The sequence below is a fragment of the Flavobacterium sp. PMTSA4 genome, assembly GCF_032098525.1.
Classification (GTDB): Bacteria; Bacteroidota; Bacteroidia; order Flavobacteriales; family Flavobacteriaceae; genus Flavobacterium; species Flavobacterium capsici.
This window is the reverse complement of the sequence record NZ_CP134890.1, coordinates 2,251,134-2,272,924: the sequence shown is the minus strand read 5'-3', so window position 1 is coordinate 2,272,924 and position 21,791 is coordinate 2,251,134. Positions and strand designations below refer to the sequence as shown.

Below are 21,791 nucleotides of genomic sequence, written 5' to 3'. Positions count from 1 at the left end.
AGGTTTATTTTTTTTGCTTTTTTAGTAAATCATTTGCTTTGGTAAAATAGCTTTCTTTCTTTTTCATATCGCCTAAACCATTATAGGCTTCGCCCAATTGTATATAAAAATTAATTTCTAAAGCAGTATCATCAATAATAAAATCCAAGCCAGCTTCGAGCGCGTCTTTTGCTTTCTTGTAGCTTCCCATTTGGTTTTGAGCCAAACCAATATAATAGTAGAAATTAGGTTCTGTTGGATAATATTGTGTTAACTCATCGGCTTTTGAGGTTACAGTTTTAAAATCTAAAAGCTCAACAAGGATTTGTAGCAATAATAATTGTGATTCTATATCGTCAGCATTATTTTTTGCATCCATTTCTAAATACTTTTTAGCCTTTGCCCAATCTTTTTTCATGTAGTAAAACTTTCCAATCTCTTTGGCAACTTTAACGTCTTTATCATCATTAAAATAAGAAATGGCTTTGTCTAAATCAGGTTCAAACTGAGGATTATTTTTAGCGAAAATTAAAAACTCATTCAGCATTCGGTGCTTAATTTTTGAATCAATTTTATTGCTTGGCAAAACAATATTCATTGCTTTTACAGCTTTTTCACCATCATTATTATTTAAATGAAATTTGAACAAACTTACTTGTGCCCAATCAGAAGTTGGAATTTCTTTTTCTAATTTTTGAGCAATTTCTAATGCTTTTTCTTCTTGATTGCTTTGAGAATACATATAAATCAAAGCAATATAATTAGATTCAACTTTTGGATATTTTTTTATTTGGTCTAACAAATTGAACTTCTCAGCACTTTGATATTTGGCGTCTTTAAGAATATCGGCTTTGTATAATTCTCTTTTTTCAGATTTACCAACCGTTTCATTCAATTGATTAATTAGCTCTAATGCTTTGTCATATTGTTGGGTATTCATGTATAATGAAACCAAATCTTCCTTGTATTCTTCTTTGAATTCAATCAGTTTTTCAACTATTGGAATGGCTTTGTTATAATCTTTAGTTTCATAACAAACATCATACATTCCAACCCAAGACCAACGATTTTTTGGATCAATTTGAGTTACTTTTTCAAAATAAGAATATGCTGTCGGATATTTTCGTTGTGCTAAATAATTTTTCCCTAATTCGAAAAAAACTACTGGATTATTTGGTTCTAAAACCAAACATTTGTCTAACGATTCAATAGCTTTATCATAATTTTCAATTCCTTTCTGTTTTAATGATTCGAAAAAATTATTCTCAAATTCATTATTTACAGAAGCAATATCTTCTGGTTCCGTTTGTGCCAAAAGCAAATTAGGAACAAAAAATATTCCGAAAAGAAAACTATATAAAACTATTTTTTTCATTAATTTTTTTATTCTAAAACTGAATAATCACCAATACTTATGCTTTTAAAATCACCATCAAATATTGCATGATTTCCAATCATCGCATTGTCTAATTTTGCATTTCTAATGTGTGCGTGCGTTTGAACCAAACTATTTTGAATTTTTACATTGGTTAAATGTGTTCCTTTTCCAAGAGAAACATTTGGACCAACAATTGAATTAATCAAAACAACGTCTTTATCAATAAAACATGGTTCGATGATTGTTGAATTTTCAATACGTACAACTTCATTAATTAATTCTTCGCCATCATTGTGCAAAAAATGCAACATTCTTCCATTGGTTTCAACTGTTACATCTTTGTTTCCGCAATCCATCCATTCATCAACTTCACCAGACACAAATTTCATGCCTTTTGCCATCATTTGCTTAATTCCGTCATTAATTTGATATTCGCCACCATGAACAATATTATTGTCTAACACCGATTGAAGTTCATTTTTCAAAACAGCAACATCTTTGAAATAGTAAATTCCAATAACTGCTAAATCAGAAACAAATTCTTTTGGTTTTTCTACCAATTCAATAATCTCGTTATTTTCATTCAAATTTACCACTCCAAAAGCTTCTGGTTGGTCAACTTGTTTTACCCAAATAACACTGTCAGCATTTGTGTCTAAATCAAATGTAGCACGAATTAAAGTGTCTGCATAGGCAATTACTGCTGGACCAGAAAGTGAATCCTTTGCACACATAATGGCATGTCCTGTTCCTAAAGCTTCATTTTGATAATAAATGGTTCCTTTAGCACCTAATTTTTCTGCAATAGCAACTAATTCTTCTTCTACTTTTTTTCCAAAACTTTCATGAATGATAAAGGCAACTTCTTCAATATCTTGATTTAAGACTCCTGCTATATCTTCAACCAAGCGATGAACGATTGGCTTGCCTGCAATAGGAATTAATGGTTTTGGAATGGTTAATGTGTGTGGTCTTAATCTGGAACCACGTCCAGCCATTGGAACTATTATTTTCATTATTAAGTCTTAAATTAAATATTTTTATTTTACTCCTGTACTGCCAAAACCGCCTTCACCTCGTGAAGTTTCAGATAATTTCTGAACTTCAATCCATTCTGCTCTTTCGTGTTTTGCAATTACTAATTGTGCAATTCTTTCGCCATTTTCAATAACGAAATCTTCTTGCGATAAATTTACTAAAATAACCCCAATTTCTCCTCGATAATCGGCATCAACTGTTCCGGGTGAATTTAATACTGTGATTCCTTTTTTGGCAGCCAAACCACTTCTTGGACGAACTTGTGCTTCATAACCAATTGGAAGTTCTATAAAAAGTCCTGTTTTTACAATCGTTCTTTCTAAAGATTTTAATGTAATAGGTTCTGCTAAATTAGCACGTAAATCCATTCCTGCTGAAGCAATGGTTTCATAATTGGGTAATTCGTGTTGTGATTTATTGATGATTTTTATAGTCATTATTTTCGTTTAATTATTTTAAGTAATGTTTCTTTTTCAAATCTATATAATGCAATTAAAAAGATAATTATTAATCCGATACCAACCCAATAATTTTCTCTGAAACCATAGAATGATATACAAGAAAACAACGTTGAAACTCCTAAATAGATTGAAATCTTCTTAGTATCATAAGGAATTGGATAATATTTATTCCCAAAATAGTATGAAATAAACATCATAGAACCATAAGCCATTATTGTAGCAATTGCAGAGCCAAAATATCCTCCAAAATAACCTTGCTGAGGAATTAACCAAAAGTTTAATAATAATGTAATTACTGCACCAACTAAGGAAATGTAAGCACCTATATACGTTTTATCGATTAACTTATACCAAACCGATAAATTAGTATAAATTCCTAAAAAGAAATTGGCTAAAATAATTAAAGGAACAACTCGCATAGCTTCCCAATAAGATTCATCTCTAATCATAATTTGCTTGAACAAATCAGCAAAAACGATTACAACTAACAAAATAAAGGAACCAAAAATCACAAAATACTTTGTGATTGTTGCATATGTTTGCGGTGCATTTTCGTTTTTAGCATGGCTGAAGAAAAACGGTTCAATTCCTAAAGTATATGCTGTTCGATATAAAACCATAAATAATCCTAGCTTATAACAAGCGGAATAAACTCCAACTTGCTCATCGGCAATATTTGGAGGCAACAATTTGGCTAAAAGTATTTTATCAAATTGTTCATTGATTGCAAACGCAATTCCAGCAAATAAAATTGGCAAACCATATTTCATCATTTGTTTCCAAAGTTGAAAATCAAACTTCCATTTTAAACTAAAATAATCCTTCGATAAAAGAACAAAAGTTATCAAACTGGCAATCAAATTGGATAAAAACACATAACCTATTTGAAAATTTTCAAAATAAATTGATTTCCAAAGACTGTTTGAGTTATGAATTGTAAGTTTTGGTAAATAGATTAAAAAGAAAATATTCAGCATCAAATTGATACAAACATTTGAAATTTTTAAGAACGCATAAAACGTTGGTCTTTGAAATGCTCGTAATTTAGAAAAAGGTATAATTACTAAAGCGTCTAAGACTAATATCCAAATAGAATAGGTTACATATTGAACATCAATAGATATAAAATCAGCTATTTGACTTCTAAAGGTTAAGGCTAAAGTTAAAAATGCAACTGTAGACCAAAAAATTGTTATCATTGAGGTTTCCACAACTTTGCTTTTGTTTTCTTCTTTGTGGTAAAACCTGAAAAAGGAAGTTTCCATTCCATAAGCCAGAATTACATTGAAAAAAATCATATAAGCAAAGATTACTGTTACTTGCCCATATTCTGCTTTTGGTAATAAATCTGTGTAAAGAGGAACTAATATAAAACTAAACATTCTCGGCAAAACTGTTGCTAAGCCATAGATTAATGTTTGTTTGAAAAGATTTTTATATAAACTCAATGGTTATTATTTCTACTTGATGAAACAAAAATAACTATTAAATTGAACGAATAAAAAAAGAGCCAACCTTTGTTGACTCTTTTTATAAAAATATATTTTCTTATTAACCATTCAAAGCTTCTGCTCCACCAACGATTTCTAAAATTTCGTTAGTAATTGCAGCTTGACGTGCTTTGTTATACGTTAATTTTAATTGATTTCTCAATTCAGTTGCGTTATCGGTTGCTTTGTGCATTGCGGTCATTCTCGCTCCGTGTTCAGCAGCAAACGAATCTCTAACCGCTTTATATAATTGTGTTTTCAATGATTTAGGAATCAAAGTCAATACAATTTCTTCTTTAGAAGGTTCAAAAATATAATCTCCTGATGAAACTGGTTTATCTGAAGCAATTGGAGCTAATGGTAAAAACTGTTCTGTTTGTACAATTTGCGTAGCTGCATTTTTAAATTGATTGTAAACCAATTCAATTTTATCGTATTCACCAGAAGTAAATTTTTCAGTTAATACTTCTGCAATTTCGGCAACATTATCAAAAGTTAAATTATCAAAAACTTCACTTTTATTGGCAACAACCGTATTGGTTTTTCTTAAAACATCGTTACCTTTTTTACCGATTGCAAAAACATCAACTTGTTTTCCAACATAACTATCGGCAACAACTTTTGCTTGCTTGATAACATTGGTATTAAATGCACCACACAAACCTCTGTTTGATGTAATTGCTACAACCAAAACTTTGTTAATTTCACGTTGAGAGGTAAATTCTCCACCTGCATCGCCTTCAAGCGTTGCACTAACGTTTTGCAATAATTCCGTTAATTTTTCGGCATAAGGTCGCATTGCTGTAATAGCATCTTGTGCTTTTTTCAACTTTGCAGCAGAAACCATTTTCATCGCAGATGTAATCTGCATCGTTGATGAAACGGAACTAATTCTATTACGGATTTCCTTTAAGTTTGCCATATTTAATTTGAAAATTAGTTAATTTGAAAATTTGAAAATGGGTTGCATCTTCAAATTCTCAAATCTTCAAATTGTTATTAGTTATATTTTGCTGAAACTTCTTTAGCTGCTTTTTCTAAAACATCAGTAATGTTATCATCTAACTTACCAGCTTTCAATGCGTTTAAAGTGTCTCTATGTTTTGCATTCAAATATTCGATGTAATCTTTTTCGAATTCTTTTACTTTATTTACAGGAACGCTTCTTAATAAGTTTTTAGAACCTGCATAAATAATAGCAACTTGATCTTCAACAGTAAACGGATCGTTAACTGCTTGTTTTAAAATTTCAACGTTTCTTCTACCTTTTTCAATTACGTTTAAAGTAGCCGCATCAAGGTCAGAACCAAATTTAGCAAACGCTTCTAATTCACGGAATTGCGCTTGGTCTAATTTTAATGTTCCTGATACTTTTTTCATTGATTTAATTTGTGCATTACCTCCAACACGAGATACCGAAATACCTACGTTAATTGCAGGACGAACTCCAGAGTTAAATAAATCAGACTCTAAGAAAATTTGTCCATCAGTAATCGAAATTACGTTTGTTGGGATATATGCAGAAACGTCACCCGCTTGAGTTTCAATAATTGGTAAAGCTGTTAATGAACCACCACCTTTTACGATTGGACGTAAAGATTCTGGTAAATCGTTCATGTTTTTGGCAATATCATCATCAGCTATTACTTTACAAGCTCTTTCTAATAAACGAGAGTGAAGATAGAATACATCTCCAGGATATGCTTCGCGTCCTGGTGGTCTTCTTAATAAAAGAGAAACCTCACGGTATGCAACTGCTTGTTTAGATAAATCATCATAGATAATCAAAGCAGGACGACCTGAATCACGGAAATATTCTCCAATTGCAGCTCCAGCCATTGGTGCATAAACCTGCATTGGTGCTGGATCTGAAGCGTTAGCAGCTACAATCGTAGTATAAGCCATTGCTCCTTTTTCTTCTAATGTTTTTGCAATTCCTGCTACAGTTGAAGCTTTTTGCCCAACAGCAACATATATACAATATACTGGTTGACCAGCATCGTAAAATTCTTTTTGATTTAAGATAGTATCGATACAAACAGTTGTTTTACCTGTTTGACGGTCACCAATTACTAACTCACGTTGTCCACGACCAACTGGAATCATCGCATCAATAGATTTGATTCCTGTTTGTAATGGCTCAGTTACTGGTTGACGGAAGATAACTCCAGGTGCTTTTCTTTCTAATGGCATTTCATATAAATCACCACTGATTGGTCCTTTTCCATCGATTGGATTTCCTAAAGTATCAACAACACGACCTACAATTCCTTCACCAACTTTTAATGAAGCAATACGTTGTGTTCTTTTTACTGTTGAACCTTCTTTAATTCCTGTAGATGGACCAAGAAGTACGACACCAACGTTGTCTTCTTCAAGGTTCAATACGATAGCTTCTAAACCGTTATCGAATTGTACTAACTCACCGTATTGTGCATTTGATAACCCGTAAACACGAGCAATACCATCACCTACTTGAAGAACTGTTCCTACTTCTTCTAATGTAGCTCCAGATTGAAATCCTTCTACTTGTTTTTTTAATATTGCTGAAATCTCAGCAGCTTTAATTTCTGCCATTGTTTATATATTTAATGGTAATTAATTTAAAAACTCTCTTCTTAATTCTTGCAATCTGTTTGCTACAGATGCGTTATATTGTTTATCACCTATTCTCAAAATAAAACCTCCAATGATTGATGGATCAATAGTATTTTGAAGCGTTATTTTTTTATCTGAAATGGTTCCGATTTTTGCTAAAACCTGTGCTTCTAAAGCTGCATCCATTGGAATTGCTGTAGTTACTTTAGCTATTTCAATTCCATTCAGTACATCATATTGTGCATTGAATTGTTCCGCTATAGGCAACAAGATTTCAAATCTTTTATTTTCTTGCAATAATTTAAATAATGATTTTGATTCGCTTTCAACTGAAGAGAAAACTTCAGACAAAGCATTCATTTTTAAATCAGATGCAATAATAGGACTAGCTAAAAAATCGCTTAATTCTTGGTTTGAGCTAACAGTTTCAACAATAGATTTCATATCGTTATTTACTTTAGTAGCATTTCCATTTGAATCTGCAATTTCTAAAATTGCTTTTGCATATCTAATCGCAGCTCTAGACATATCGATTAATTTAATTTAACGTCGCCTAACATTTTCTCAACCAATTTGGTTTGAGATTCTTTATTTGACAATTCACTTTTTAATACTTTTTCTGCAATGTCTAATGACAAATTAGAAACTTGTGCTTTTAATTCTGCCATTGCAGCATTTTTTTCGCTTTCGATAGCAGCTTTTGCTTGTGCAATCATTTTTTCACCAGCAACTTGAGCTTCAGATTTTGCATCGTTAATCATTTTTTCTTTGATTTCACGTGCTTCTTTCATCATTGAATCGCGTTCTAATCTTGCTTCAGCTAATAATTTTTCATTGTCTGATTTCAAGTTTTGCATTTCTTTTTTAGCATTTTCAGCAGAAAGTAATGCATTTTTTATTCCGTCTTCTCTTTCGTTAACTGCATCTAAAATTGGTTTCCAAGCAAATTTCTTTAAAAGGAATACTAATGCGATAAATAAAACGAATTGTAAAATAAACAACCCTAATGAAAACTGTCCAAATAATTCTTCCATTATATATTACGTCTTAAATTTTTTAATTTAAATAAAGAAACAAAAGCTACAACCAACCGTTATAGCTTTTGTTAGAATTTTTAATTACGATGCGAAAATTGCAGCGAAACCAATACCTTCAATAAGTGCAGCAGCAATAAGCATAGCTGTTTGGATTTTTCCAGTAGCTTCTGGTTGACGAGCGATAGCATCCATTGCAGAACCACCGATTCTACCAATACCAATTCCAGCTCCGATAACTACTAATCCTGCTCCAATAATTCTAGGAATTTCCATAATGTATATATATTTAATTAAACATTCAATTTATTAATGATGTGCTTCGTCATGGTGGTGTTCTTCAACTGCCGAACCAAAATATAAAGCTGCCAACATTGTGAAAATATAAGCTTGTAGCAATGCTACTAAAACTTCTAATATAGTAAGTACAAATGATAATAAGAATGCTAATGGACTTCCAACAAAATGATTTGCTGAATACATTAATGCAATTAAACTCATTAATACTACGTGACCAGCCAACATGTTTGCATACAAACGAATCATCAATGAAAATGGTTTGATAAATGTTCCTAGCAATTCAATAGGGGCTAAAATAAATTTCATTGGAACTGGTACACCTGGCATCCAAAAAATGTGTTTCCAATAATCTTTCTTTGCTGTAAATGTTGTAATTAAATAGGCTAAGATTGCTAAAGAAGCTGTAACAGCAATATTTCCTGTAACATTAACTCCTAGCGGCGTTAATCCAAACATATTCAAAAACCAAACAAAGAAAAATATTGTCAATAAGAAACTCATGTATTTTCTATAATGTTTCTCTCCAATATTAGGAATAGCAATTTCATCTCTAACGTATAAAATAATTGGTTCAAAAAATCTTCCTGCGCCAGCAGCAATTGAACCATTCTTTTTATATGACTTACCTAAACTATAAAACAATAAAAACATAATTAATCCTGTGATTAATATCATGCTTACGTTTTTAGTTATTGATAAATCTATTGGTTTAACATTAGTTACATGACCTTTTTCATCTTCAGTAAAATTTCCATTAGCGTCGCTTCTGTATATTTGACCATTATGATGATTTATTGCATAGTAATTTCCATTTGATTCAGCTGCAGCATGTCCATGCTCAAATTTTGAAGACATAAAAAAGTGAATTCCATTATCCCAAAGAATAACTGGAAGAGGAAAACTTAAATGTTTTTCATGTCCAGATTCATCTTTTCCATAAGAGAATAAATGAAAGTCATGCGAATCAAGCAAGTGATGTTTGATAAACTCTTTTGTTTCTTTTTCCTTGATTTGTTCTTTTGTCAACCCTTTGGTATCATCATGAGTTGTTTCTGTTGCGTGAGCAACTTGATGCGAAACCGTAGTAGAATCGGTTGGATTTGCATAACCGATGAATGGTAAAATCGCAACTAATGTTGCATATATAAAAAGGAGTGGTTTTTTTGAAATCACCATATCTGAAAATTGTCTTAAATTTTGTTTTCTCAAATTTGGTGCAAAAGTACAATTTTAATTAGTATTAAAAAGTTTTCGATTTGATTTTTTTATCAAATTATCACTTTTTAAAGGTTTTATTGTTTTTTGTTTAACATTTTTATAGTTACAGTAGTTTCTATTGCTAAAAAAACAATGAATATTATAAAAAAATTAATTTTTTGTATCTTAATGTATTCTGAATTAGAATTTAAGATTGGTTGAAGAAAAAAATAGGCCAATGCCATTTTAACAGAAGTAACTAACAAGAATGTATAACCAACATTATTGATGTTTTTTTGATTGATTTTTACTAACAAAAAAACAATTAATACTGAACTAAATCCAAAAAATAAATAAAGCAATTCTAAAGAGTAAATAAAACTTTGGATGGCTTCTTTTGGAAAATAAAAAAAGAAAAAAACTTTATGAATGCAGAACAATAAAATTGCTAAAATAAATGTTACAAATACTGGTTTCTGGATTTTAGAATTCATTTTTATCAGAGTCGTTGAGTTTTTTTAATTGTCGGTTCAAGTTGTAAAACGCAATGGCTACACCAAACAAAGTGAGCACTTTTATATAAACCGAATGTTTGTTTGGATAATTTGTGTCTAGCCATTTTCCTAGATAAGCAAAAAGGAATATTACAATTCCCATCTGTATTGGAATATTAATTAAAACCAACCATTTGTTAGGCCGTTTTTTCTTGTTCTGATTTTCCATCAGTTGACATGTTTTTTACTTGTGGTTTCATGACACACGAAGCAGAAAATTCTGCTCCTGGTTCTACAGAAAGTTTACCGCAAACAACTTCTCCAATGATGTGAGCTTTAGATTTTACATTAAGGATTTCTTGAACTTGAATTTTCCCTTCAAATATTCCTTCGATATCAGCGTTTTTACAAATAATATCTCCTTTTATATTTCCTGTTGGGCCAATTACAATCTTGCTTTTTGTTTGAAAATTTCCAATTAATTGACCATCAATTCTAACATCAGAAGCAGAAAAAACATCTCCTTTAATAATTGTTCCTTCAACTATTCTATTGGTTTTTCCCAATAAATCGGTATAAGATTTTGTCTTTTTTTCAAACATAATTATCTTTTCTTTTCAGTTGGTGGCATTTGTGGTGATGGCGGCGGACCAAAAGAATTTTGATTTTCCTCAGCCTTAGCACCTTTTTTAGCATCCAATGATTGTTGATTTACTTGCTGTTTACCTTTAGGATTTTCTTGTTTTGGTTCTTCCTGTTGGGTAACAGGAGCTTTTTCTAAAGTTCCATCCCAATTAGGTGCTTGTGGATTATCAACTAATTTACCTGCTAAATAGTCATCAAGGTTTTTCTTGATTTGAGCTACAGTATAATTTTCCGTCGAAATAATAATTGGAACATCTGGAATTTTATACTCTTTAAACTCTTTCAAAAAAGAAGCAATTGTTTTAGCATAATCTTCAGATTTCATTCCATGAATAACCACAAAATTATCAGTCATAGTATAAATATCTAGAGAAATTGTCAACTTCTCTAAACCTCTATCCTTAATAAATTTAGCTATTTTTTCTCGTAGATTTTTTGTGTTTTTATCATCAAAATCTTTAGATTGATATAAAATTTTCCAATTCGTAGATTCATATTTTCCTAATTGTAAAGCTTGTAATTTTGGTAAACTTACATTAATTTTTTTCTCAGCAGTTTTCCCTTCTTCTACATTTGGATAATTTAAAGCTACATAGTTTAACGCTTGTTGGTATTCGTCCAATCCATTTAACTTTCCAACTAAATTAGCTTTAAGTAATTCAAGTTTTGGAACAATTTCTTCACCTGTAAATCTATCAATAGCCAAATCTGTTTTAACTAAAACTTCTTTAAAATTTCCTTCTTGATATTGCTTAAATAAAGCTTCGTAAACTGCTTTTGGCGAATCGCTATCTTCTGCAAATTGGTCTTGAGGATTACTTAAAATTTGAGCATATCTTGAATCTGGATATTCAGCAATTATTCTAGCTTTCATCGCCAATGCTTTATTTTTGTCTAAAATTTCATAAAGCTTGTACAAGTTATACATTGATGGTAAAATCAATCGTTCTTCAGGGTTGTTTTTTAATAATTGTTCTAACTTATTTACTGCTAGCTGATATTCCTTGAATTTCTCTTTATAAATAACTCCAAGTTGATAATATGCAAAATTTCGTTCTTTCGACAAGCTGTCAATAACTGTTTGCGAAGTTGGTAGTTGACTTATATAAAAATCAGGATTATAAGCTGGATTTTCGCTTGAATCTTCTTTTCCTTTTGACTCTGCAATATCATTTTCTTTTGAATCTTTTTCGTCAATATCTGAGGAATTATCTTTTGAAAGTTGAGATGAAAATCTCCAATTATCAACTAACTTTCTTTTGCCCCAAATTTTCGTAAATTCTTTTTTGCCATAAGCAATAGTCGTTGGATTATAGAAGTAGAAATTTGATTTCGCTCCTGATAAAAAGTTGGTAGTTGGTTTTTCAATTGTACTTTTTACACCTGTTTGACCGTCTAATTTATCTTCTCCAAAAGTCTCCGAATTGGCTTTTATTTGTGCTTGTTTTTCTAATTCTTTTTGTTGCTTTGCATCGGCAATTTTTAACTTATCAATATATTTTTCATAATAAGCAACTTTTTCAGAAGCAGACATTTTATACAAAGAAATTATACTGTCATTTTTTTGAGCAATTGCTTCATATTTAATTACATCTTCAAGATTTTCTCTTTTCTTTTTGATAGCATTAAATTCTCTAGTTCTTGGTTTTAAATACACCAATGTGCTATCGTAATATTTACCAGCTGTTGGATATTTGGCATCGTTAAAGTAAATAGTTGCTAAATTTCTATAGTTTGAAGCAACTAAATATTGATCTTGAGATTTCTTTTTTAGAGAAAGATTGTAGTTTTCTTTTGCTTTAGCGAAATTCTCTTGTGATTCATAAAACTTCGCTTTTTGATGGTATAAAGCATCCAAAAATGGTCTGTTTTCTCTATCATCAATCAAATGATTCCATTTTTTTAAGAAAGCAATTGTATCACCTTTTTTAAATTCATTTTGTCTCGTTTGATTAATATGAGCGTGAATTACATATTGACGTGCAGCTCTTCTGTTCATATCAATCACTTCTTGATAACTTGCAAAAGCACTATCTTTATATCCAAGCTTTTCGTAAAGTTGCCCGAGAATAAAATGATATCTTGATTTTTCTTCGTTTGATTTTGTAAATTCTCTTGCCAATTTCAACTTTGCGACAGCGCTATCTTTTTCTTCTAAGTTCAAAAAAGCTTGCGCCAAAACCGCATTTGCATCAGCAAAAATTTGATCTTTAAATTTAATTTCTTTTAGTAACTTTCTAAGATTATTTACTGCTAATTGGTCGTTTTCAAGACGCATGTTGGTTTTTTCGCGCCAAATTTTTACTTCATAAATCTTGCTGCTTTTTGGATATTTATACAACACGTAATTAAATGCCTCAAGAGCAGGAACAAATCTTTGGTCATAATATCTTGCTTTTCCTAAAAGCAAATGCGCTTCATCCATTTGTGGGTTTTTCTCTGAACCTTGAATGTTCATCGAATGCTTTTGAATAGCTTTGGTTGCTTTTTCTTCGGCACGTTCAAAATTAGGATTTCTATTTTCATTAGGGAGCAATTGCTCTTCCTTAATCTGCATTCTTTCAACAGGAAGCAATTCCCAAAAATTATCTTGATATTGGGTTTTTAGTTCAAGTAAGCCTTGTTCTAAAGCCAAATCACCATTGTATAAGATGTTATATTTTGTGCTTAAAGCATGTGAATTTCTTGATAGGAATGTGTTTTTTCTGGTAGAACAAGCTATCAAAAAAAATAGAAATCCTAGTAAAAAAAGTCGTTTTGTAATTTTAGTTTTCAATGTAAAACGTTTGATTTATAACGTAAAAATATACTATTTAGTATAACTGACTGGTAAAAATACGTTTCTTTTTGATATGGCAAAAAAATAGCTGTATGTTTTTTGAACACTACAGCCATTTTAAATTTGCTTATGTATTTTGCTAAACCGCGAAAAACTCTTCTAATTCTTTTAAAGTTTCTGGCGTAGTTTGAATGTCTTTTACCACTTCACCAAGATTTAATGCAACAATTCTGTCGCAAACCTCAACTGTATGAACTAAATCGTGACTGGAAACTAAAACCGTAACCTCAGGATTATCCGCTAATTCTTTAATGATTTTTTTTAATCGGCTAACGGTTGTTGGGTCAAGGTTGGCAAACGGTTCGTCTAAAATTACTACTTCTGGATTTCCGATTAAAGCCGCAATGATTCCAACTTTTTTCATGTTTCCTTTCGATAAATCGCGAAGGTATTTCTTGTTGTTTAATATCTCGTTATTAAAAAAACTTTCGTGTTTTTTAAGTAAAGCATCAACATCGGCTTTGTTTTGTCCGCGTAAATCACCAATAAAATAAAAGTATTCTTCGGCAGTTAAATATCCAATTAAAAAACTCTCGTCGATAAAAGCTGCCGTAAATGGTTTCCAAGCTTCGCTTTGATTTACAACTACTTCATTGTTTTTTATTGAACCTGTTGTTGGTTCAATCAAATCTAATAATAGACTAAAAAAAGTAGTTTTTCCAGCACCATTATTTCCTACTAAACCAAAACTTTGTCCTTTTGGAATTTCAAGATTAGCAATGTTTAATACTTTTTTACCGTTGGTATATATTTTTGAAAGATTGTTTACTTGTATCATGTTTTTAGTACTTAGTTGTTAGTGAATAGTCCTTAGTTTGTTTGTTTGTAAGCTGAAATAGTAGCGTACTTTTCGGTTTTATATATTTTTTCAATCATGGTAAATACTTTGTTTCTGAATGCAAATCCTAAAATTCCTGCTCCAGCAACAAAAAGTAAACCAACATTTGGCGAAAAAATATAATAACCTGTCGCATATAAAGCCATTGGTAATAATAATTTTGGCAATGAAATTAGCATGGTTTTCATATTGAAAGCTTGCTTGTTTCCAAAGGCTTGTTTTGAACTTGCTAAATCGATTGGTGTTTTAACAAAAGCTCCGCCAAGCATAACCAAATGTGAATTGACACCAATATTAAAAATAGCACCAACAACAATTAATAAGTAAATATGCCAGCCAAAATATAAATAAAATGATGCCAAAATAGTAGAAGCAACCGTTCCGATAACCATCAACCACCATTTTGATTTAATGTATTCGCGGTATGGAATATTTTGACTCATCATCAGTTGATAATAAGCGCTATCCCAACTTGGAACAAATTGTCCGAATGTGAATAAAAATCCACCCGAGACAAATATACCAGCAAAAACATGCATGGCTGGATTGTTATAAGCTTCTATAGCATTGGTGAAAAACAAAAGTCCATAAAAGATAAAAACAACACTCATAATTACAGTTGTTCTTGAGCGTTTGTTTCGTTTTAAAAGTTTGATGTCATTTTTAAGAAACGTTCCTAAAGTTCCAAATTGGTCTAAAAAAGTAAGGTTTTCGGTTGTGGCTTCTTTACTTTTTACTGCTAAACCTGTATCAAGTGTTAGATTATTTTTGAAAAATTTGAAGTTAAAATAATATAATAAAACTAGTGCTGCGATTGGAAATAAAAACAAATAACTGGTATCATACATTCCTTGAAAAAATGTAGAAGTATAAACAGTTACATCAAACCAACCATAATATTGTGCTAATCCAAATCCACCAACGATTGCCAAAACAACATAGAAAATACTATCTTTTTTGTTGACTAGAACATTGATGAAATTCATAGAATAAATAATACTGAAAACACTAATATGCCAAAAAACTACTTGCATTGGATTAAAACCTTCTTTTAGTAATACAATTGAAAAAGGAATAAAAAAGAAAGCGTGTAGAAAATTGAAAAACGACAACGCCGATTTACCGATTACAAAGTTGACAATGGTATTTTTCTTAATGTTTAAAATTATCAACGGTTTGATGTTCATCACAGGTGTTGATTGCAAAAAATAACGAATGACTAAATCGGCAGTAAAGTAATAAATTAGAAATTTATTGACGGTTTCAAATGGTTTTAACCCTGCATCTTCTAGAATAAAATAAACGCCAACACCAAGAATTATAAATATAGCCGTAAAATATAATGCGCCAAGTGCCATCAAAATTTTTAAAGCTAAATTAGTGCTGAAAGAAGCCGAACGAACAAAAGATTTCCATTCGAGAGAAATGAAATGTTTTATCATAGTTGAGTGGTTTTGGTTTATTGATAAGTGTCTAAAAATAAAGAAAAGTTACAAATCATTTTAAATAATCTTAGATTAAAATATCTTTTCTAATTATTTACCTTTGCAAAAAATATTATTCATGTCCACATTTTATAAATTACATATTAAAGAAGTTTCTCAAGAAACACCAAGTGCTATATCGGTAGTTTTTACTGTTCCTGCTGAATTGAAAACTGCTTATCAATTTGTTGCTGGTCAATATGTTAATCTCAAATTAACCCTTGATGGCGAAGAAATTCGCAGAGCATATTCTATTTGTTCTTCTCCTAACAGTGATGAATTAAGAATATCCATTAAATCAGTTAAAAACGGTCATTTTTCAAAATTTGCAAATGATAATTTAAAAGTTGGCGATATCATAGAAGTTGGTCAACCTGAAGGCAGATTTACATTTGAACCTAATGCCGATAGACAAAAAAACTATGCTGCCTTTGCAGCCGGAAGTGGAATTACTCCAATTATGTCAATTATTCAATCTGCTTTAGAAAGTGAACCAAAAAGTACTTTTGTGTTGGTTTATGGTAATAAAACTCCTGAAGAAACTATTTTTCACAAACAATTACACGATTTACATTTAAAATATGTAGCTCGTTTTTTTGTGCATTATGTTTACAGTCAAGCAAAAGTAGATGGCGAACTTTTTGGTAGAATTGAAAAATCAACTGTGAATTTTGTGTTGAATAATAAGCATAAAGAAAAAGAATTTGACAAATTTTACCTTTGTGGACCTGAAGAAATGATTAACATCGTTTCTACTGTTTTGAAAGAACATAATGTTGCCGAAAAAGATATTAAGTTCGAATTATTTTCTACTTCTTCTTCAGATAATAATACTGCAATTTCTAGTGATGGACATACAAAAATTACTGTTTTAGTTGATGATGACGAAACCACTTTTGAAATGTCAAAAAAACAAACAGTTCTAGAAGCTGCTTTAAAACAAGGAATTGATGCTCCTTATTCTTGTCAAGGTGGAATTTGCAGTTCATGTTTAGCCAGAATAACTTCTGGTTCTGCAATTATGACCAAAAACTCTATCCTTACTGATGGTGAAATTGCCGATGGATTAATTTTAACCTGTCAAGCACATCCGACTTCTGATGAGATTTATGTAGATTATGATGATGTTTAAAAAATAAAATTCTCAAAAAAAATTCCAATTTTGTTTAGGCAAGATTGGAATTTATTTTCTCTATAATATTTTCTACCGAAATCGTACGCATCACATATTCATAACCAACTACTTTTTTATTTCCATAAACCGAAGTTGGTAACAATGGAAATTGTTCTCTATCCGAAGTCAAACAATTTTCCAAAGGTTGATTGAATGGCGCAAAACCTGCAAAAGGATGTGTTGCACCCCAAAGAGTAATTACTTTTACACCAAGCATGGCGGCAATATGAGCATTTCCGCTATCCATAGAAAGCATAATGTCTAGATTGGAAATCAAATGTAATTCGTGTTGAAATGGAATTTTCCCAGCAAGATTTATAACATTCTCTTTGTTTTTTGAAAATTGATTTAAAAGTTCAATTTCTTTGTTTCCACCACCAAAAAGGAAGATTTTGAAGTTTTTATTTTCTGCTAAATCATCAATTACTTTTTGCATTAAATCCAAAGGATATACTTTGCTTTCATATTGAGCAAATGGTGCTATTCCTATCCAATTAAAATTTTGTTTTTCTCCCGAAAAGGCAATTATTTCTCTGGATAAAATCGCTTTTTCAGAAAATTTTGGGTTTGATAAATTAACTCTGAAACCTAAATTATTAAATGTGTCAACATGACGTTGAACCATCGATTTTACTGGTTGAAAGATTTTATTCTCGGCTCGAGTTAGTGCTTTTTTTTCAGCTCTACCTTTGTCTGTTGCGGCTACTTTTTTTCCTGATAAAGAAAATAAAGTTCTGATGATTTGTGAACGCAATACATTATGTAAATCTGCAACAGCATCAATATTTAATTTCTTTAAATCGGAATACAATTTTAATAAACCGAAAAAACCTTTGTGACGCTTTTTTACATCGACTGTAAAGAAATTTACATTTTCAACTCCATCAAAAAAAGGTTTAAAAAATGGCCTTGAAACAAAAGTGATTTTAACATCAGAATTTTGCTCCACAAAAGCTCTAATAACCGGAACAGTCATTGCCACATCACCCATTGCGGAAAGACGAACTACAGCGATATGATTAATAGGTTTTGACAAAAATTAAGTGAATTATTTTTTGTTTTGATACAGTACCGGATTCAAATCATCATCGTTGTACATTTTCATTTGTTTGTACACTTTCATGAATTTATCTCCGTTTTCTATATCAACAATCAATTGATTTATTGAAGTAAACATATCGTTTTTTTGGTCTAACAATACATTTAATTTTTCTTGACATTTTGCTCTGTGTTCAGGCGATGCATCAGCACGATTTGCTTCTTCACGCATGTGGTAAATTTTTAATGCCAAAATCGATAATCTGTCAATTGCCCAAGCTGGACTTTCAGTATTGATTTTTGCGTCAGGTTTTACTTGAACGTCTTTGTATTTTTGAAGAAAATAGCTGTCAATATATTCAACCATATCCGTACGAACCTGATTAGATGCGTCTATTTTTCTTTTTAAATCCAAAGCTGCAACGGGATCAATATTTGGATCACGAATGATGTCTTCATAATGCCATTGAACAGTGTCAACCCAGTTTTTTGCAAAAAGTAAATGCTCAATACTTCCTTTTTCAAAAGGATTTTTCGTTGGTTGATAAACATCGTCTATGATGTGGTATTCTTTAATACTTTGTTCAAAAATTGGAAAAGCAAACTCTGAAAACATATCTTAATTATTTATTTGCAAAGATAGTTTTTATACTTTTACCAAGACAAACAAAATTATTTCTGCTATGCATATTCATTATATTTCTGCTCAAAATAGTATTCTTAACCACTTTTTGGCGCAAATTCGCGATGTTACAATTCAAAAAGATAGCATGCGATTTAGAAAAAATATTGAACGAATTGGTGAAATAATGGCTTATGAGTTAAGCAAAACACTTGACTACAAAGAAATTTCTGTTCAAACTCCATTGGGAATAAAACACACTACAACTGTTGCTGAACCCGTTGTTTTATGTTCTATTCTTCGTGCAGGATTAGCTTTGCATACAGGTTTTATGAATTTTTTTGATGACGCTGAAAATGGATTTGTTTCTGCCTATAGACATCATTATGACAACGATGATAAATTTGAAATTTTGGTGGAATATCAAGCAGCGCCAAGTTTTGAAGGTAAAAATTTGATTTTAATTGACCCAATGTTAGCAACTGGTCAATCAATTGTTGCTGTTTTACACAAACTTCATTTGGAACAAAAACCAAAAGAAATTCACATTGCTGTTGTCATTGCTGCACCTGAAGGAATAGGTTATCTCCAAAAAAATCTTCCTCAAAATTGCCATCTTTGGGTTGCGGCTTTAGACGACAAGTTAAATGAAAAAAACTATATTATTCCTGGACTTGGCGACGCTGGTGATTTGGCCTACGGAAGTAAATTATAATTGCGAAAAGAAACTAAAAAATCCTGCTGCAATAAATAATGCTAAAACAATTTCTTGATACGTTTTGTTTTGAGAATATTCTATGTTATTGGTACATAAAATTGATAAAGGCAAAAAAGTAAACACTAGCATTGCATTACTTTTATTGATTGAAATCAAAAAAACCACAACACCAATCATAAAGCCAAAAATCATTTTCTTATAGGATGCTTGTAAAATCATTGGTTTATTTGACAAGGTAAAAATCATTGAAAACACAAAAAACAAAGATAAAACCACATAAATAGATAATGCTAGGTTTTGAATGTTATTGGTAAAATAATCTAATTGAAAATTAGTTTTTGTTTTTTCTATTATGAATGAAATCCAAGAAATATCAAAAATTAATGCTGCTAAAATAAAAATGGTAACCGTCGTAAAAATTGCTATAAAAGGAATTAACCAATTTCTATAATCTCTTGATGAGTGAAAAATTATTGAAATGTAAACCAAAAAAATAAACAAAATGCACCAAAAATGGAATAATGCCGCAACACAAATCCAAAATGATGCATCAAAAAGCTTTTGTTTGATTGCATTTAAATTTTGCAAAGAAATTAACCTTCTATATGCCAAAAGCAGAAAGAAATTAGCATAAATTAAGTTAGGTGTTCTAAAAATTGTTGGAAATAAGCCTAATAATAAGAGAAAAAACAAAATTGGGTAACTACTGTTTTTTGTCAACCCGTTTTTTTTAGCAATAAAATTTACAATAAAAAAAGAAGCTAAAAATAATCCTAATAAGCTCAATTTATGAATGATAGTATTTGAAGTACTATCTTCTGAATGGTCTTTAATTTGTATCAAAGAAAAAAACAAGAGAAATAAAATCACTACCAAAGAATAATTTATTGGAGTAGATTTTCTAAAAAGACTTGTTATCATAAGGATATTTTATACTTTTGTGTCTGTAAATATAATACTTTATACAATGAGAGCATTTTTCGAAGCTATTCAATCGTTATTTGTAGATTTTTTATTCAAACCACTTGATTTATTACGTCATCTTGAATTAAGTAATTGGTGGTTAGCGAATATCGTTAGTTGGACATTAATAGTTGTTTGTTGCTACTATATCGTTTATTGGTGTCAAGAATTGAAAAAACATCAATTAAACAACGAAGAAAACCAAGATACAACGGCACATTCGTTCTTAAAATAAGTCGAAACCAATATCTTTTCTATAATACATCTTATCAAAGTTTAGTTTATCTATACTTTGGTAAGATTTTTTTATGGCTTCTTTAAAATCATTTCCATAAGAAGTAACCGCAATAACTCTTCCGCCATTGGTTACTACTTTCCCGTTTTCTGATTTAGTTCCTGCATGAAAAGCGATAGAATCTTGAATGTTTTCTAAACCTGAAATTTCAAACCCTTTTTCATAATCTTCAGGATAACCACCAGAAACAACCATAATTGTTGTAGCACTTCTTTCATCGATTTCCAATGAAACTTTATCTAATTTTTGATTGGCAACTGCTTGAAAAAGTTCTACCAAATCCGATTTAATTCTTGGCATTACCACTTCGGTTTCTGGATCGCCCATTCTGACGTTGTATTCAATAACCATTGGTTCGCCTTTTACATTTATCAAACCAATAAAAACAAATCCTTTATATTCAATTTCGTCTTTTTGCAAACCTTCTATCGTTGGTTTTACAATTCGATTTTCGATTTTTTCTAATAAAATTGCATCTGCAAATGGAACAGGAGAAACGGCTCCCATTCCACCAGTATTCAAACCAGTATCGCCTTCACCTATTCGTTTATAATCTTTGGCAGTTGGAAGAATTTTGTAATTTTTACCATCAGTCAACACAAAACAACTCAATTCTATTCCGTCTAAAAATTCTTCGATAACCACTTTGGAACTTGCATTTCCAAATTTGGCATGAACTAACATATTTCTTAGTTCCGTTTTAGCTTCTTCTAAATTTTGAATAATCAAAACACCTTTTCCAGCCGCCAAACCATCGGCTTTTAAAACAAATGGTGGATTTAAAGTTTCTAAAAACTGACATCCTTTTTCAACGGTTTCGGCAGTAAAACTATCGTATGCTGCGGTTGGAATATTGTGTTTTACTAAAAATTCTTTGGCAAATTCTTTACTTCCTTCCAATTGAGCACCAATTTTTGATGGACCAATTACTGGAATATTATTTAATTGAAAATCATTTTTAAAAAAATCATAAATCCCGTGAACTAACGGATCTTCAGGACCAACAACGACCATGTTCACTTTTTCGCTTAGAACAAAAGTTTTAATGGCATCAAAATCTAAAATGCTTAAAGAAACATTTGTTGCTATTTGCGAAGTTCCAGCATTTCCTGGCGCTACAAAAAGTTTATAACATTTATCCGATTGAAGCATTTTCCAAGCCAAAGCATGTTCTCTTCCGCCAGAACCAAGTAGTAAAATTGTCAT

Annotated in this window: 23 protein-coding genes; 3 read left to right on the top strand and 20 right to left on the bottom strand. The window is 30.8% G+C overall.

What is annotated here, in order from left to right; genetic code table 11:
• Positions 1-4 precede the first annotated feature (4 nt).
• The 16 genes from RN605_RS10395 to RN605_RS10320 all read right to left on the bottom strand — a co-directional run bounded on the left by RN605_RS10395 (position 5) and on the right by RN605_RS10320 (position 15,733).
• Positions 5-1,354, bottom strand: a complete 1,350-nt coding sequence (locus RN605_RS10395; RefSeq protein WP_313324599.1) for a tetratricopeptide repeat protein — start codon at positions 1,352-1,354, stop codon at positions 5-7.
• A gap of 8 nt (positions 1,355-1,362) precedes the next feature.
• Positions 1,363-2,373: a sugar phosphate nucleotidyltransferase gene (locus tag RN605_RS10390; RefSeq protein WP_313324598.1), complete on the bottom strand. Its 1,011-nt coding sequence runs from the start codon at positions 2,371-2,373 to the stop codon at positions 1,363-1,365.
• Positions 2,374-2,397: 24 nt separating this feature from the next.
• Positions 2,398-2,832 carry a dUTP diphosphatase gene (gene dut, locus RN605_RS10385; RefSeq protein WP_313324596.1) on the bottom strand — a complete coding sequence of 145 codons (435 nt, stop codon included), beginning with the start codon at positions 2,830-2,832 and terminating at the stop codon, positions 2,398-2,400.
• Positions 2,832-4,304 (bottom strand): lipopolysaccharide biosynthesis protein, encoded by a 1,473-nt coding sequence (locus RN605_RS10380; RefSeq protein ID WP_313324594.1) that lies wholly within the window; start codon positions 4,302-4,304, stop codon positions 2,832-2,834. Before RN605_RS10380 ends, dut begins: the two co-directional genes overlap by 1 nt.
• A gap of 103 nt (positions 4,305-4,407) precedes the next feature.
• Positions 4,408-5,268, bottom strand: a complete 861-nt coding sequence (gene atpG, locus RN605_RS10375) for an ATP synthase F1 subunit gamma (RefSeq protein WP_313324593.1) — start codon at positions 5,266-5,268, stop codon at positions 4,408-4,410.
• Positions 5,269-5,345: 77 nt separating this feature from the next.
• The gene (gene atpA, locus RN605_RS10370; protein WP_313324592.1) at positions 5,346-6,923 is read right to left on the bottom strand and encodes a F0F1 ATP synthase subunit alpha; all 1,578 of its coding nucleotides are present in this window, start codon (positions 6,921-6,923) and stop codon (positions 5,346-5,348) included.
• Between the two features lie 21 nt (positions 6,924-6,944).
• The gene (gene atpH / locus RN605_RS10365; RefSeq protein WP_313325828.1) at positions 6,945-7,478 is read right to left on the bottom strand and encodes an ATP synthase F1 subunit delta; all 534 of its coding nucleotides are present in this window, start codon (positions 7,476-7,478) and stop codon (positions 6,945-6,947) included.
• Positions 7,478-7,978 carry a F0F1 ATP synthase subunit B gene (locus RN605_RS10360; RefSeq protein ID WP_313324591.1) on the bottom strand — a complete coding sequence of 167 codons (501 nt, stop codon included), beginning with the start codon at positions 7,976-7,978 and terminating at the stop codon, positions 7,478-7,480. The genes atpH and RN605_RS10360 overlap by 1 nt, the downstream gene beginning before the upstream one ends.
• Before the next feature lie 84 nt (positions 7,979-8,062).
• On the bottom strand, positions 8,063-8,254 hold the full coding sequence (gene atpE / locus RN605_RS10355) for an ATP synthase F0 subunit C (RefSeq protein WP_108369812.1): 192 nt from the start codon (positions 8,252-8,254) through the stop codon (positions 8,063-8,065).
• 33 nt (positions 8,255-8,287) lie between these two features.
• Positions 8,288-9,454 carry a F0F1 ATP synthase subunit A gene (atpB, locus tag RN605_RS10350; protein WP_313325826.1) on the bottom strand — a complete coding sequence of 389 codons (1,167 nt, stop codon included), beginning with the start codon at positions 9,452-9,454 and terminating at the stop codon, positions 8,288-8,290.
• Positions 9,455-9,570: 116 nt separating this feature from the next.
• Positions 9,571-9,969, bottom strand: coding sequence for a hypothetical protein (locus RN605_RS10345; RefSeq protein ID WP_313324589.1), 399 nt, complete (start codon positions 9,967-9,969; stop codon positions 9,571-9,573).
• Positions 9,959-10,198, bottom strand: coding sequence for an AtpZ/AtpI family protein (locus RN605_RS10340; protein ID WP_313356345.1), 240 nt, complete (start codon positions 10,196-10,198; stop codon positions 9,959-9,961). The genes RN605_RS10345 and RN605_RS10340 overlap by 11 nt, the downstream gene beginning before the upstream one ends.
• Positions 10,167-10,571 carry a bactofilin family protein gene (locus RN605_RS10335; protein ID WP_313324587.1) on the bottom strand — a complete coding sequence of 135 codons (405 nt, stop codon included), beginning with the start codon at positions 10,569-10,571 and terminating at the stop codon, positions 10,167-10,169. The genes RN605_RS10340 and RN605_RS10335 overlap by 32 nt, the downstream gene beginning before the upstream one ends.
• Before the next feature lie 2 nt (positions 10,572-10,573).
• Positions 10,574-13,390, bottom strand: a complete 2,817-nt coding sequence (porW, locus tag RN605_RS10330) for a type IX secretion system periplasmic lipoprotein PorW/SprE (protein WP_313324586.1) — start codon at positions 13,388-13,390, stop codon at positions 10,574-10,576.
• A 142-nt stretch (positions 13,391-13,532) separates the two neighbouring features.
• Positions 13,533-14,231 (bottom strand): ABC transporter ATP-binding protein, encoded by a 699-nt coding sequence (locus tag RN605_RS10325; protein ID WP_313324585.1) that lies wholly within the window; start codon positions 14,229-14,231, stop codon positions 13,533-13,535.
• Positions 14,232-14,263: 32 nt separating this feature from the next.
• On the bottom strand, positions 14,264-15,733 hold the full coding sequence (locus RN605_RS10320; protein WP_313324584.1) for a DUF5687 family protein: 1,470 nt from the start codon (positions 15,731-15,733) through the stop codon (positions 14,264-14,266).
• Between the two features lie 121 nt (positions 15,734-15,854).
• On the opposite strand from RN605_RS10320, the gene RN605_RS10315 reads away from it, so the two are divergent.
• A complete protein-coding gene (locus tag RN605_RS10315) occupies positions 15,855-16,907 on the top strand; it encodes a ferredoxin--NADP reductase (RefSeq protein ID WP_313324582.1) in 1,053 nt (350 codons plus the stop codon).
• A 34-nt stretch (positions 16,908-16,941) separates the two neighbouring features.
• Here RN605_RS10315 and RN605_RS10310 read toward each other — a convergent pair whose 3' ends face one another.
• Positions 16,942-17,940 (bottom strand): glycosyltransferase family 9 protein, encoded by a 999-nt coding sequence (locus tag RN605_RS10310; protein WP_313325825.1) that lies wholly within the window; start codon positions 17,938-17,940, stop codon positions 16,942-16,944.
• 57 nt (positions 17,941-17,997) lie between these two features.
• Complete coding sequence (locus RN605_RS10305) at positions 17,998-18,603, bottom strand: DUF4254 domain-containing protein (RefSeq protein WP_313324581.1); 606 nt, start codon at positions 18,601-18,603, stop codon at positions 17,998-18,000.
• Positions 18,604-18,670: 67 nt separating this feature from the next.
• Here RN605_RS10305 and upp point away from each other — a divergent pair, with 67 nt between their 5' ends.
• Positions 18,671-19,324, top strand: coding sequence for a uracil phosphoribosyltransferase (upp, locus tag RN605_RS10300; protein WP_313324580.1), 654 nt, complete (start codon positions 18,671-18,673; stop codon positions 19,322-19,324).
• Here upp and RN605_RS10295 read toward each other — a convergent pair.
• Positions 19,319-20,248: a DUF6427 family protein gene (locus RN605_RS10295; protein ID WP_313324579.1), complete on the bottom strand. Its 930-nt coding sequence runs from the start codon at positions 20,246-20,248 to the stop codon at positions 19,319-19,321. The two genes, upp and RN605_RS10295, sit on opposite strands and share 6 nt — an antisense overlap.
• A gap of 46 nt (positions 20,249-20,294) precedes the next feature.
• Between RN605_RS10295 and RN605_RS10290 the strand changes: the two genes are divergently transcribed.
• Positions 20,295-20,525: a DUF6341 family protein gene (locus RN605_RS10290; RefSeq protein ID WP_313324578.1), complete on the top strand. Its 231-nt coding sequence runs from the start codon at positions 20,295-20,297 to the stop codon at positions 20,523-20,525.
• Here RN605_RS10290 and purD read toward each other — a convergent pair.
• The gene (gene purD / locus RN605_RS10285; protein WP_313325824.1) at positions 20,517-21,791 is read right to left on the bottom strand and encodes a phosphoribosylamine--glycine ligase; all 1,275 of its coding nucleotides are present in this window, start codon (positions 21,789-21,791) and stop codon (positions 20,517-20,519) included. The two genes, RN605_RS10290 and purD, sit on opposite strands and share 9 nt — an antisense overlap.